Genomic DNA, 13,895 nt, shown 5'->3' with positions numbered 1-13,895 from the left:
CGTCGCGATTGCGATACAATAAGGGCACGACAAGGAGGAGGGGCATATGCGTTTTCGCAAAATCGCGCTGATCGTGCTGGACAGCGTCGGCATCGGCGCGCAGCATGACGCGGCATCGTTCGGCGACGCCGGAACCCACACGCTGGGCCACATCGCGGAGCGGGTGCCGCAGCTGGCGCTGCCGAACTTGCAGCGATTCGGGCTCGGCAATATTGCCGCGCTCCGGGGCATCGCGCAACAGCCTGAACCAACCGCCTATTACGGCAAAATGACCGAGGTGTCCGTCGGCAAAGATACGATGACGGGGCATTGGGAGCTGATGGGGCTGAATGTCGACATTCCGTTCCAAACTTACCCGCAAGGGTTTCCGCCTTCGCTGATCGAAGCGTTCGAACGCGAAACGGGGCGCCCGGTAATCGGCAACAAACCTGCTTCGGGGACGGAAATCATCGCCGAACTCGGCGAGGAACAGCTGCGCACGGGCGCCTGGATTGTATATACGTCGGCCGACAGCGTGCTGCAAATTGCCGCCCACGAGCGGGTCATTCCGCTCGCGGAGCTGTACCGCGGCTGCGAAATCGCGCGCCGGATGACGCTGTCGGGCGATGTCGTCGTCGGCCGCGTGATCGCCCGTCCTTATGACGGCGAGCCCGGCCATTTTGTCCGTACGTCCGGCCGCCACGATTACGCTGTCAAACCGCCGGCGCCAACCGTGATGAACCGGCTGAAGGACGGCGGGTTCGACTGCATCGCCATCGGCAAAATCAACGACATTTATTCCGGGGAAGGCGTTACGGCGGCTTATTCGACCAAAAGCAACGACGACGGCATAAGCCGGACGATCGCCGTGCTGGAGAGCAGGTTTTGCGGGCTGGCGTTTACGAATTTGGTCGATTTCGATTCGTTGTACGGCCATCGCCGCGATCCCGAAGGATACGCGGCGGCGCTGATGGCGTTCGATCGGCGGCTGCCCGAGCTGATGGAGAAGCTCGGCGAAGACGATCTGCTGCTGCTTACGGCCGATCACGGCAACGATCCGACGCATCCGGGCACCGATCATACGCGCGAGTTTGTACCGCTGCTGGCATGGGGCCCGGGGCTCAAGACGCCGGGGTCGCTTGGCATACGGGCTACGTTCGCCGACCTCGGGGCGACAATCGCCGATAATTTTGGCGTGGCGATGCCGGAGCATGGCGCCAGTTTTCTCGACATGCTGCGGTAACGAAAGAGCGCAAATAAGCGAGAGGAGCAACGACACTGATGAGCCAAGCATTGCTGCTGCAAGTAGAGGAAGCGGCTGCTTATTTGCGGCCGAAGCTGGCCGTTCAGCCAACCGTGGGGCTTATTCTCGGTTCCGGTCTCGGAGGACTTGCCGATTCTGTCATGGAACCGAACGTGATACCGTACGGCGACATTCCCCATTTTCCGCTGTCGACGGTGGCGAGCCATGCGGGTGTGCTGGTGGGCGGGCGGATCGGAGAGAACCCCGTGCTGCTGATGAAAGGCCGCTTTCACCGTTACGAAGGCTACCCGTACGAAATGGTGACGTTTCCGATGCGGGTAATGAAAGCGCTCGGCGTCCATACGCTGATCGTTACGAATGCCGCCGGCGGCATTAATGAACGGTACGCCGTCGGCGAGCTGATGCTGATCCGCGATCACCTCAATCTGACCGGCGACAATCCGCTGATCGGCCGCAACGAGCCGACCTTCGGCGTGCGTTTTCCCGATATGTCGGAAGCGTACAGCAAACGGCTGCGCACCCTGGCGCACGATACGGCTGCGGCGCAAGGAGTCCGGCTGCAGGAAGGCGTTTACGCTTCCGTGCTTGGCCCGTCTTTCGAGACGCCGGCGGAAATTCGCATGCTGCGCACGCTCGGGGCGGACGCCGTCGGCATGTCGACGGTGCCGGAGGTAATTGTGGCGCGGCATGCCGGCATGGAGGTGCTGGGCATTTCGTGCGTGACGAACATGGCGTCCGGCATGACGGAGCAGCCGCTGACGCACGAAGAAGTGATGGAAACGACGGAGCGGGTGAAGCTGCAGTTTATGCAACTGGTGGCGGGAATCGTCGAAGCGTTGTAACGATCGCGGGCAGGAGGGACGAAAATGGACGGGAATCATCTTTATGGGCGTCAAATCGAAGAAGCTGCCGCTGCGCTGGAGCGGAGACTGGACGGCCGACAACCGGAAATCGGGCTTGTGCTCGGTTCCGGTCTCGGCGATCTGGCGGATCAAATAACGGACGGTGTTTCCGTCGATTATGCAGACGTGCCGCATTTTCCAGTCTCCACGGTGGAAGGGCATGCGGGCCGATTCGTCGCCGGCATGCTGGAAGGAAGACCGGTCATCGCGATGCAGGGCCGGTTTCACTATTATGAGGGCTACGCGATGCGGCAGGTCGTATTGCCCGTTTATACGCTGAAAAAGCTCGGCATCCGCACGCTGGTGCTGACGAATGCGGCCGGCGGGATGAACCGGACGTTTCGGCCAGGCGATTTGATGCTGATCGCCGATCATATCAACCTGACCGGCGCCAATCCGCTTGTCGGGCCGAACGATTCGTCGCTTGGCGTGCGTTTCCCCGACATGTCGGAAGCCTACAGCAGTCGGTACCGCACCTTGCTCAAACGATTGGCCGCCGGCATCGCAGGCGCAAATGGCCAGCAGATGCGGCTCGTGGAAGGCGTTTATTGCGGCATCAGCGGGCCCGCTTACATGACGCCGGCCGAGTTGACGATGCTGGCGCGGCTCGGCGGCGACGCCGTCGGCATGTCGACGGTCGCCGAAACGATAGCGGCGCGCCATTGCGGCCTTGACGTGCTTGGCATCTCGTGCATTACCGATATGGCGATCGGCGAAGAACTGGAGCCGCTGACACACGAGCAGGTCGTGGCGGTGGCGAATCGCACGAAGCCGGCGTTTGCCGCGCTTGTGAAAGCGTTCGTGCGCGAAGCGGGAAGGAGCGACGCCCCGTGAACATGGTCGAGCTGATCCGCAAGAAGCGCCGCGGCGAGCCGCTGACCAAGGAAGAAATCGGCGGCTTCATCGCCGGCTACACCCGGGGCGATATCCCGGATTACCAGGCGTCGGCGCTGCTGATGGCGATTTGTTTCCGCGGCATGGATGCGCGGGAGACGGCCGACCTGACGCTGGCGATGGCCGATTCGGGCGACCGCATCGACTTGTCCGCCGTGCGCGGCGTCAAGGTGGACAAACATTCCACCGGCGGCGTCGGCGACAAAATCAGCTTCGTGGTGGCGCCGCTTGTGGCTGCCGCCGGCATCCCCGTGGCCAAAATGTCCGGACGCGGACTTGGCCACACCGGCGGCACGATCGACAAGCTGGAGTCGATCCCCGGCTTTCGCACGGAACTGCCGAATGAGCAGTTCCTGGACAATGTCAACCGCTACGGCATGGCGATTGTCGGCCAAACCGGCAATCTCGCACCGGCGGACAAGAAGCTGTACGCGCTGCGCGACGTCACCGGCACCGTCGATTCGATTCCACTCATCGCCAGCTCCGTCATGAGCAAAAAAATCGCCTCCGGCGCCGACTGCATCGTGCTCGATGTCAAAACGGGCAGCGGCGCCTTCATGAAAACGGCGGCCGAAGCCCGGCTACTAGCCGAAGCGATGGTGGCGATCGGCAAGTCGCTCGGCAGGCGCACCGTTGCCGTCATCAGCGACATGAACGAGCCGCTCGGCCGCGAAATCGGCAACGCGAATGAAATTCGCGAAGCGATCGCTACGCTGCGCGGCGAAGGGCCGGCCGATATCGCCGCCATTTCGCTTGCGCTGGCATCGCATATGGCCGTGCTCGGCGGCGCGTTCCCGGACTACGGCGCCGCGCACGAGCGGCTTGCCGCGATGCTTGCTTCCGGCGAAGCGCTGGCGGTGTTCCGCCGCTTCGTGCTGGCGCAAGGCGGAGACGCCGCTTGCGTCGACCGGCCGGAGCTGCTGCCGCAGGCGAAGCGGCATATCGACGTGCGCGCCGCGGCGGCCGGTTACGTCGCCGGCATCGACGCCGAAGCAGTCGGGCTGGCGGCGATGGCGCTCGGCGCGGGCCGGAGGCGCAAGGACGACTCCGTCGATCACGCTGCCGGCGTAACGCTGCTGCGCAAAACGGGCGAGCGGGTCGAAGCGGGCGAACCGTTGTGCGTGATGCACACCAACGGCGACAACGCGGACGAAGCGGCTCGCTTGCTGGAGCGCGCATATACGATCGGCGCGGACCGACCGGCGCCGCGCGAGTATATATTGGATACCGTCCGGTGAGACGGGCAAGGAAAGGAAGGAGACGGACTCATGACGACTACACCAGCGGCCGATCACGCGAATTGGGCGGCGGAATGCCGCATTCTCGATCTGACGGCCTCCGGCGCGGGCGAGCCGATTCTGACGCCGTTTGCGCGCGACGAGCTGCTTTGCCGCGCCGTTGGCGCCGGGCATCCGCCGGTCGTGCACCTGTGGCGGCATCCGCGCGCGGTGGTGCTCGGGCTGCGCGACAGCCGGCTGCCGCATATTCGCGAAGCCGCCGACTGGCTGCGGGCGCAAGGTTACGAGCCTGCGGTGCGCAACTCCGGCGGCGCGGCGGTTCCGCTTGACGACGGCGTCGTCAATGTTTCCGTCGTGCTGCCGATCGTGCCGCCGGCCGGCGATTTTCGCGCCGACTTTCCGCTTATGGCGGAGCTGATTCGCGGCGCCTTGAAGCGGCGCACCGATGCCGTCGCCTTTGGCGAAATCGCCGGCGCTTATTGTCCCGGCGATTACGACGTCAGCGTCGGCGGCCGCAAGTTTTGCGGCATTTCGCAGCGCCGTCAAATGCGCAGCTTCGTGCTGCATGCTTTCGTTGTCGCCCAGGGAAGCGGGCGGGAGAGGGCGGAGTTGGCCAAACGCTTCTACGATGTGGCGGTTGGCGAAGATTCGTTATCGGCCGCGTCGTGCGCTGTGGATGGCGGGGGGTTATGTTTTCCCCGCGTCGCTGCGGCGAGCACCGCCAGCATCGACGAATTGCTCGGCGATGGCGCGGGGGGGGCGTTTGCCGCCGATCTCGTAGGGCTTCTGCAGGCGGCCGGCGGCCAGTCGATGTCCGCCGCGGAACTGCCGTTTGCGACGGCGGAGGTCGAGCAGATGTGCGGCGAGCTGGAGCGGCGGTACGGAGCGCCGATCCGGCCGATTGCGGGCGGCGGCGACGCTGGTATCGCGCCGGCGCCAGGCGAAGCGGGGTAGGCAGCGACATTACCGGCCTTTTCCGGGCCTCGCATAAGGTTCCCTCCGAAATAGGCCATGTTTTATTGGCTATTGCGTGGAAAAAGGATGTCAGCAAGGAAATAGCCAGTGAAAACACTGGCTATTTCCTCGGAAAGTCCGCTTTTGGCGTCATTTGGACGGAATAGCCAGCGAAATCACTGGCTATTTTCGGCGAGGCGTGGCAAAAGGTGCGAATAAGCCATTTTTTATTGCCTATTTTAGGGAGGCGACTCGCGGAATCGTTTTTGCACCGGAGTGGGGGACTGGACCATCTGACTTGCCCGCCCACCATTCTCCTTCGCAGCGGCAAGATCGCCGGTACGACCAACCGCATAAGCCCGATTTTCAGAAATGGCCGACTGCCGTTTCTTTTTTTTGCCCATGAACATGTAAACGGTTGCGTGTCGAGCGGCAGCGGAATTCGCCGGTTGAACGAGGCCTTTCAGGGGCACAATAGATGGCGAATGAAGCCGGTTTCGGTATCTGTTATAGTATAAAGTTTGAACTGTTATACAAGCGTAAGTGGCGGAAATTGTTTGTTTATTGTATGTATTGTGTAAATAAGAATTATACAGTATCATGATATTGATATAACAGGTACTCGACACAAGGGTACACGAACAGACATAAGCGAGGTGGCATCATCATGAGCAAAATGCTCGAGAACGAAACGAAAGTGCAGCCGGAGGCACAAGCCGGTCAAGAGAAGACGAAAGAGCAGCAAAACAACGCCTTCGCAACCCGCACGCCGCAGGAGCCTGCGGAAACCCGGACCAGTGCCGGCCCGTCGGCTGCAGCCGCTAACGAATATGAGGTCAGAACCGAACCGGTCAAGCCTTTGACCATTCTTACCCCGGACGGCAGCATCACAAACGAATCGCTCGTGCCGCAGCTCAGCGACGAGCAATTGAAGGAAATCATGCGCCGCATGGTATTTACGCGGACGTGGGACGAACGTGCGGTCAATTTGGGCCGTCAGGGCCGGCTCGGCTTCTATGCGCCCGTTTCCGGACAGGAAGCGGCGATGGTTGCCAGCGAATTTGCGCTGCGCAAGGACGATTTCATCTGCCCGGGCTATCGCGACATGCCGCAAATCGTTTGGCACGGCTTGCCGTTGTACCAGGCATTCCTATACTCCCGCGGCCATCAGCACGGCGGACAAATTCCGCAGGACGTGCATGTGCTCATGCCGCAAATCATTATCGGCGCGCAAGTGCTTCACGCTTCCGGGGTTGCAATGGCGTTCAAGAAGCGCAAGCAGGATCGTGTTGCGATCGCTTATACCGGCGACGGCGGCTCGTCGGAAGGCGATTTCTACGAATCGATGAACTTCGCTGGAGCGTTTAAGCTTCCGGTCATCTATTTCGTGCAAAACAACCGCTACGCCATCACGACGCCGTTCGCCAAACAAACGGCAGCCTTGTCGATCGCGCATAAAGCGGTCGCAGCCGGCATCGCCGGCGTGCAAGTGGACGGCAACGATCCGCTCGCCGTCTACAAAGCCGTAAGCGAAGCCGGGGAACGCGCGCGGAGCGGCGGCGGAGCGACGCTGATCGAAGCGCTCACTTACCGGTTCCGCCCTCACTCGATGGCGGACGACACGACGAAATACCGGACGAAGGACGAAGAAGGCGAATGGTCGGCCAAAGATCCGATCGTGCGGTTCGGCGCCTATTTGCAGCAAAAAGGTCTGTGGACGGAAGAGGACACGAACCGCGTGAAGGATGAAGCGAAAGCTGCGGTTGCCGAACACATCAAAAAAGCGGAAGAAACCGAAAAAATGACCGTTCCCGGGCTGATCGACAGCATGTTCGAAACGACGCCTGCCCATCTGGAGGAGCAAAAAGCTCCTTTCATGGCTAAGTAAACGAGGAGGCACCAGGCACAATGGCTCAAATGACGATGATTCAAGCGATAAAAGACGCGATGCGCGTCGAGCTCGAGCGCGATTCCGAGCTGCTGATCTTTGGCGAGGACGTCGGCAAGGTCGGCGGCGTATTCCGCGCCACGGAAGGGCTGCAGGAACAGTTCGGCGAGGAGCGCGTATTCGATACGCCGCTGGCGGAATCCGCGATTGCCGGCATGGCCGTAGGGCTTGGCGTGCAAGGAATTCGCAGCGTGGCGGAAATTCAGTTCGTCGGCTTCATCTACGAAGCGCTCGACCAGATGTGCGTGCAGGCGGCCCGGATGCGGTACCGTTCCGGCGGTCGCTACAACTCGCCGATCACGTTCCGGACGCCGTTCGGCGGCGGCGTGAAGGCGGCGGAGCTGCATACGGACTCGCTGGAAGGCTTGATGATGCAAACGCCGGGGATCAAGGTTGTCGTGCCGTCCAATCCTTACGACGCCAAAGGGCTGCTGATCTCGGCCATTCGCGACAATGACCCCGTCTTTTATATGGAGCATATGAATTTGTATCGATCGCTTCGCGCCGAAGTGCCGGAAGGCGATTATACGATTCCGCTGGGCAAAGCGAACGTCGTCCGCGAAGGCGGCGACGTGACGATTATCGCGTATGGCGCGATGGTGCAGACAGCGGTCAAAGCGGCCGAGGAGCTGGAGAAAACGCGCGGGGCCAAAGCGGAAGTGATCGATTTGCGCACGCTGATTCCGCTGGACATCGACACGATCGTCGCTTCGATCAAGAAGACGAATCGGGCGATTGTGGTGCAAGAAGCGCAAAAAACGGCGGGGGCCGCCGCCGAAATCATCGCCCAGATCAACGAAAAGGCGATTCTCCATCTGGAAGCGCCGGTGCTTCGCGTATGCGGTCCGGACACGGTGTATCCGTTCGCGCAAATCGAGGACGAATGGCTGCCGAACCCGGCGCGCGTCGTGGCGGCGCTGAATGAAGTGCTTGATTTTTAAGCTGCGATCCATACGATAGCGAGAAGGCGGGAGGAAACAGCGTGGCTACGTTTACTTATCCATTTCCGGAGCTTGGCGAAGGCATTCACGAAGGCGAAATCGTCAAAATCAACATCAAGCCCGGCGATACGATCAACGAAGACGATACGATTATGGAAGTGCAGAACGACAAAGCCGTCGTCGACGTGCCTTGTCCGGTAACCGGCAAAGTGCTCGAAGTGAAGGTGAAAGAAGGCCAGGTTTGCACCGTTGGCGAAACGGTGGCGATCATCGAAGTGGCCGGCGAACTGCCGGCGGCGGCGCAGCAAGCTTCCGCACATGCGGCGGCTCCGGCTCAGCCTGCTCCTGCAGCGGCGGCGTCCGCTCCGGGACCGGCGTCCGCTGCACCGGCGCCAGCTGCGGCAGCAGCGCAGGCGGAAGCGCCTGCCGGCGACGCGCGCAGCGTGCTGGCAACGCCAAGCGTGCGCAAGCTTGCCCGCGAGCGCGGCGTGGCGCTCGCAAGTGTGCCGGCGACTGGCCGTGGCGGACGCGTGACGCGCGAAGACGTGCTGGCGGCTGCCGAAGGCGGCGCGCCTGCGGCAGCGGCTGCGCCAGCCGAAACGGCGCAAGCGGCGGCAACAACGGCGCAAGCGGCGGCAACAACGGCGCCTGCAGCAGCGGCGCCGGCAACAGGCGATCGCGCCGAGGAGCGAGTGCCGTTCAAAGGCATCCGCAAGGCGATCGCCGCGGCGATGGTCAAGTCGATGTATACGGCGCCGCATGTGACGCTGATGGACGAAGTCGACGTTACGCGGCTCGTTGCCCTGCGCGAAAAAGCGAAACCGCTGGCGGAGCAGAAGGGCGTCAAGCTGACGTACTTGCCCTTCGTGGTCAAGGCGCTGGTCGCCGCTGCCCGTTCGTTCCCGATCGTCAACGCGGCGCTTGACGAAGAGCGCGGCGAAGTTGTATACAAGAAATATTACGACATCGGCATTGCCACCGATACGGAGAACGGCCTGATCGTTCCCGTCGTGAAGGACGCCGATCGCCGCAACATTTGGTCGATCGCTTCGGCGATCAAGGATTTGGCGGCTCGCGGCCGCGACGGCAAGCTGACGGCGCAGGAAATGCGCGGCAGCACGATCAGCATTACGAACATCGGCTCGGCGGGCGGGATGTTTTTCACGCCGGTCATCAACTTCCCGGAAGCCGCGATTCTCGGCACCGGCCGCATCACCGAAAAACCGATCGTCCGTGGCGGCGAAATCGTCATCGCGCCGGTTATGGCGCTGTCGTTCAGCTTCGATCACCGCCTCATCGACGGGGCAACCGCGCAGCAATGCTTGAACATGGTCAAGCAGCTCCTGTCCGATCCGGATCTGCTTGTAATGGAGGTGTAACCATATGGTAGTGGGAGACGCATCCCTCGATATCGACACGCTCGTCATTGGTGCAGGTCCCGGCGGTTACGTCGCGGCTATCCGCGCGGCGCAGCTCGGGCAGCAAGTTTTGATCGTCGACAAGTCCGAGCTTGGCGGCGTTTGTTTGAACCGCGGCTGCATTCCTTCCAAGGCGCTCATATCCGCCGCGCACCGGTACGAACAGGCGAACGACTCGGCGGATATCGGCATTTCCGTGGAAGGGGTCAAAGTCGATTTTGCCAAAGTGCAGGCGTGGAAATCGTCTGTCGTTTCGAAGCTGACCGGCGGCGTCGGCAGCTTGCTGAAAGGCAACAACGTCCAGGTGTTCCGCGGCGAAGCGATGTTCATCAACGAGCACGAAGCGCGGTTGTTCAACGAAAGCGAAGCGCCGCGATACCGCTTCAAGCATTGCATAATCGCCACCGGCTCGCGGCCGATCGAGCTGAAAGCTTTTCCGTACGGCGATCGGATCCTGTCGTCGACGGAGGCGCTGGAGCTGCCGCACATTCCGCAAAGCCTCGTAGTGATCGGCGGCGGCTACATCGGCATAGAGCTGGGGCAAATGTTCGCCAAATTCGGCACCAAGGTGACGATTCTTGAAGGCAGTGAAGCGATTTTGCCCGGGTTCGAAAAAGAATTGACCCGTTTCGTCGGCAAACATTTGGCGAAAGCCAAAGTCGACGTTGTTACCGGCGCGCTGGCGCAAGGATACGACAAAGCGGATAATGCCGTTACCGTCAAGTATAAGGTCGGCGAAGAAGAGAAATCGGTCACGGCCGAATACGTGCTCGTCACCGTCGGCCGCCGGCCGAATACGGACGGCGAGCTTGGGCTCGATTTGATCAAGCTGAAGCAAACCGACCGCGGGTTGATCGAAGTTGACGAGCAGTGCCGCACAAGCGTGCCGCACATCTTTGCAATCGGCGATATCGTCGCCGGACCGGCGCTTGCGCACAAGGCGAGCTACGAAGGCAAAGTCGCCGCGGAAGCGATCGCCGGGCAACCCAGCGCCGTCGACTACAAAGCGATTCCGGCCGTCGTGTTCTCCGATCCGGAAATCGCCGGCGTCGGCTTGAGCGAAACCGAAGCGAAAGCGAAGGGCTACGAAGTGACGGCAGGCAAATTCAACTTTGCCGTCAATGGCCGCGCGCTGTCGCTGGCCGCTACCGACGGCTTCGTGAAGCTTGTCGCGGACAAGAAGAGCGGGCTCGTCATCGGCGCGCAAATCGTCGGCGCCGAGGCGTCCAATCTGATCGCCGAGCTTGGCCTCGCGATCGAAATGGGCGCTACGCTCGAAGATATCGCGTTGACTATTCACGCGCACCCGACGCTCGGCGAAATCGTGATGGAAGCGGCGGAAGCCGCTCTCGGCCACGCCGTGCACCAGATGAACAAATAATTATTTGTCGATGCAAAACAGCATAGCCGTCCCTCGGGCCGCAAGGCGCCGATGGGACGGCTTTTTTCAATACTTTCGGGCCGGGTAACCTGAATAGCCATTGAAAAATGGCTTATTTGCCCGATTTCGCCTGCCTCCTCGAAAATAGCCAGTGAAAACATGGCTTATTTGCTCCGCCTGGCCCCGAATCAGCTGCTTTAGCTGAAATAGCCAGCGATTTCACTGTTTATTTCGGAGAGGCTGCCCGTTTTTAGCCAAATAGGCAATAAAACATGGCCTATTTGGCTGGCGAATGGAGAATGCTCAGCCTATGGCAGCGAAATGCGCTTCATCCTCGCTCCACCCGAACTTGTACTGCGCCGTACGCCCTGGCAGTCGCACGTCAAGCGTGAATGCCGCCAGTCCGTTCGGGCCGTCTGTACTGTCCGTCACTCGCACCGACAATGGCTCCCGGTCGTTATTGCCGCCGGCTTCGACCAAGGCGAACACATTGACGAAAACAACTTCGCCGTCCGTGCGGACTTGCTGAATGAGCGACTGCCGGCAGCCGGATGGCGGATTGTCCGGCGTTTCGGCCGTATACAGCGCGGCGTCGCGCGAACACCAGCCGCCTTGCAGCAGCAAGCCGTTTTTGACTGCCCATTCGATCGTTTCGTTCGGCTGCATCCGTTTCGTGCGCTTGTCGCCGAACCAGATCGCCTCCAGCGCGCCGAACGGCTCCTCCGTAGGCGACCATCCGTCGCCTTGCGCAAGCGTGCCGCTCACATGATAGTTCAGCTGAACGTAGCGCGCCAGGGGAACGGCAACTTTGACGATATCGATCAAACAATCGCCGCTCAGCGCATTGATGCGGCGGATCGACACCCCGTCGTATGCCTCCTCGTCCCAAGGGCACATTTCGGACGGAAGGATGATTTTGTCCTGCAAATAATAGCCCCTGCCGTTCCAGTCGACAGCGCTTTCCAGCCAGGCGCCCCACGGTTCTTCGCGAAATTGTTTCAACGTGCCGTCCGTCGGAGGCTGGTCTTTGCCGTCGATGTTGACGGTGTTGTGCGAATACGTGTGTTTGAACCAGCCGTAATGAGCGGGAATGCCGTAAGCGGTCGTTCCGACATCGGCGATGAGCGGGGTGCCGCCGGCCGTAAACGAAAGCCCGAGCCTGTCCATATGGTCGTGTTCGCCGCCAAAGGTGCCATGTTTGACGATCAGGTTCCAGCCCCGGTCGTTGGCCAGCTTCGTCAGTCCGCCCGAAACCGAAGCGGAATGGGTGCGGACCATCCGCGCAAGATTGAATTGGTCAATCGCCGTATCCGAAACCTCTGCTGCATCCGAATCCGCCGCATCCGCGCGCAACTCCCCGCCAAAAAGCAGCGCCTCGAGTGAACTTCTGGACACCGGCACAATTGCGGCGTGCGGGAACGCGTGTTGATGTTCGTCGTTTATGCCGTAAGCGCAGCGCAAATATTGCCGGTACAGATTGTCGCCATACCACTCGAGCGCAACCTCGTAAGCCCAGGCGAAGCTGTGCATCATCGCGTGGCGGCTGCCATCGTTGACGGAAGGAAACGAACCGTCGGTCAACAGGTAGCGCAGCGGAAAGACGAACATCCGTTTCAGCGCCGCGTGGCAGCGCAAATCCCACGGCGAACCTTCGACGATTTGACAGTATTTTAGAATCGGATGGAGCGCGTAGAAGTGGTAACCGAAGGCGCCTTCATACCAGAAGCCGTCGCCCAATACGCCTCTTTCGATTTGATCGAGCAAGCCGTACGGCCCGTCCAGGCCGGCGCGATGAATCGTTTCGTCCTCCAGCAAATAACCGAGCATGCCAATCGCGCTCGTAATGATGATGGCGTGATTATGCAGCTGCCGCTCCTTGTGCCCGATCAGAAACGCGGCGCACGGACGCAGCAAGCCGTCCGCAATCAGCCGTTTCTGCTCCGGATCAAGCCGCTCTGCGACACAGGCATAAGCGGCGGTCAAATTCATGATCCATTGCGCTTCGTCCAGCGTCTGGGCGAACAGCTTGCCGGGGCCGTTGTACGGAATGTCGCCGTGGATCGTATATCCCTCGTAGTGTTCCGCATAGGCAAGCAGGTCCTTGACGACCCGCTCCGCAAACCGATTGTCGCCGCTGATGGCGTACATATGCCCCATGCTCATCAAATTGCCGCATGTGATCCCATGCGCCGCTCCAAGCCAGGCGCTGTCGTAAGGCTCGCCGGTATATACTTTCCCGCAAGCAGGGCAAGTGTGGCGGCTGCGATCGTTCCAGTCGAACCGCAGACCCGTGCCGTCTTCGCAATAATAATAGTGGCCCCAGCCCGCCTGCTCGCCGGCGACAATCGGGAATTCTATGCCGAGCCCGGTGTCCGCCCGTTTGCGCAGCTGCTCCAATGCCGGCTGCAGCTCCGGCCGTTGCGCATTTGCCCGCAGCTTGTCGCGTCTTGCCGCATTCATGACCGATCTTCCTTGGCGTAAGCGGATGCGGCCGTTCCATAAAGCAAATCTTCGCGCAGCGGCGTAAAGGCATCCAGCAGCGCGCCCGGCTCGAGCGCCTTGACGCCGTGCGCGGCGCCGCCGGGGATGTCGATCGTTTCGCCTGCCCGAAGTCGGTGCACGACCCCGTCGATCGTAAAATCAAAGCTGCCCCGCAAGCAATACGTCATTTGCTCATGCGGATGGCTGTGCATGTTGCCGACCGCTCCCGCCTCAAAATGAACTTCCATCATCATCAAGCTGTCGCCTGCGTTTAGTATTTTTCTTGTTACGCCGGGCTCGGCTTGTTCCCAGATCCCGATTTTGCTCAATTCCGCCAGCTCCTTTTGTTCGTATTCCGTTCTACAGTATAGCTTTTGGGTCGCAGAGGGGCAAATCTTTTTTCCAATGTCGCCGGATCCGGCAAGGGCCGGTTATTTCGCAGCGCGAAAGGAGGGGCTGGAATATTTTACTGCAATCGGGGGAACAATGGAGAAC

The 13,895-nt window shown here is 60.9% G+C and carries 11 protein-coding genes; 9 read left to right on the top strand and 2 right to left on the bottom strand.

Going from position 1 to position 13,895, the window contains the following annotated elements; translation table 11 throughout:
- Positions 1-46: 46 nt before the first annotated feature.
- The 9 genes from deoB (at position 47) to lpdA (ending at position 10,919) form a co-directional block, all read left to right on the top strand.
- Positions 47-1,222 (top strand): phosphopentomutase, encoded by a 1,176-nt coding sequence (gene deoB / locus EXY20_RS13205; protein ID WP_135551694.1) that lies wholly within the window; start codon positions 47-49, stop codon positions 1,220-1,222.
- Between the two features lie 38 nt (positions 1,223-1,260).
- Positions 1,261-2,085 carry a purine-nucleoside phosphorylase gene (locus EXY20_RS13200; RefSeq protein ID WP_135551692.1) on the top strand — a complete coding sequence of 275 codons (825 nt, stop codon included), beginning with the start codon at positions 1,261-1,263 and terminating at the stop codon, positions 2,083-2,085.
- 24 nt (positions 2,086-2,109) lie between these two features.
- Positions 2,110-2,979 carry a purine-nucleoside phosphorylase gene (locus tag EXY20_RS13195; RefSeq protein ID WP_135551690.1) on the top strand — a complete coding sequence of 290 codons (870 nt, stop codon included), beginning with the start codon at positions 2,110-2,112 and terminating at the stop codon, positions 2,977-2,979.
- Positions 2,976-4,277 carry a pyrimidine-nucleoside phosphorylase gene (locus EXY20_RS13190; protein WP_135551688.1) on the top strand — a complete coding sequence of 434 codons (1,302 nt, stop codon included), beginning with the start codon at positions 2,976-2,978 and terminating at the stop codon, positions 4,275-4,277. The genes EXY20_RS13195 and EXY20_RS13190 overlap by 4 nt, the downstream gene beginning before the upstream one ends.
- Before the next feature lie 30 nt (positions 4,278-4,307).
- Positions 4,308-5,231 carry a lipoate--protein ligase family protein gene (locus tag EXY20_RS13185; RefSeq protein ID WP_135551686.1) on the top strand — a complete coding sequence of 308 codons (924 nt, stop codon included), beginning with the start codon at positions 4,308-4,310 and terminating at the stop codon, positions 5,229-5,231.
- Between the two features lie 667 nt (positions 5,232-5,898).
- The gene (gene pdhA, locus EXY20_RS13180; RefSeq protein WP_235885808.1) at positions 5,899-7,119 is read left to right on the top strand and encodes a pyruvate dehydrogenase (acetyl-transferring) E1 component subunit alpha; all 1,221 of its coding nucleotides are present in this window, start codon (positions 5,899-5,901) and stop codon (positions 7,117-7,119) included.
- Positions 7,120-7,139: 20 nt separating this feature from the next.
- The gene (locus EXY20_RS13175) at positions 7,140-8,120 is read left to right on the top strand and encodes an alpha-ketoacid dehydrogenase subunit beta (RefSeq protein WP_135551684.1); all 981 of its coding nucleotides are present in this window, start codon (positions 7,140-7,142) and stop codon (positions 8,118-8,120) included.
- Between the two features lie 41 nt (positions 8,121-8,161).
- Positions 8,162-9,499 (top strand): dihydrolipoamide acetyltransferase family protein, encoded by a 1,338-nt coding sequence (locus EXY20_RS13170; protein ID WP_135551682.1) that lies wholly within the window; start codon positions 8,162-8,164, stop codon positions 9,497-9,499.
- Positions 9,500-9,503: 4 nt separating this feature from the next.
- Positions 9,504-10,919, top strand: coding sequence for a dihydrolipoyl dehydrogenase (lpdA, locus tag EXY20_RS13165; protein ID WP_135551680.1), 1,416 nt, complete (start codon positions 9,504-9,506; stop codon positions 10,917-10,919).
- 303 nt (positions 10,920-11,222) lie between these two features.
- Here the strand turns inward: lpdA and EXY20_RS13160 are convergent, their stop codons facing one another.
- Entirely contained in the window at positions 11,223-13,379 is a 2,157-nt protein-coding gene (locus EXY20_RS13160; protein ID WP_135551678.1) for a heparinase II/III domain-containing protein, read from the bottom strand.
- Complete coding sequence (locus EXY20_RS13155) at positions 13,376-13,729, bottom strand: cupin domain-containing protein (RefSeq protein ID WP_135551676.1); 354 nt, start codon at positions 13,727-13,729, stop codon at positions 13,376-13,378. Before EXY20_RS13155 ends, EXY20_RS13160 begins: the two co-directional genes overlap by 4 nt.
- Between the last annotated feature and the right edge of the window lie 166 nt (positions 13,730-13,895).

Origin of the sequence: Paenibacillus cymbidii (genome assembly GCF_004764705.1) — a bacterium.
In the GTDB taxonomy this organism is placed as follows: Bacteria; Bacillota; Bacilli; order Paenibacillales; family NBRC-103111; genus Paenibacillus_AN; species Paenibacillus_AN cymbidii.
This window is presented reverse-complemented; position numbering and strand designations above follow the sequence as displayed.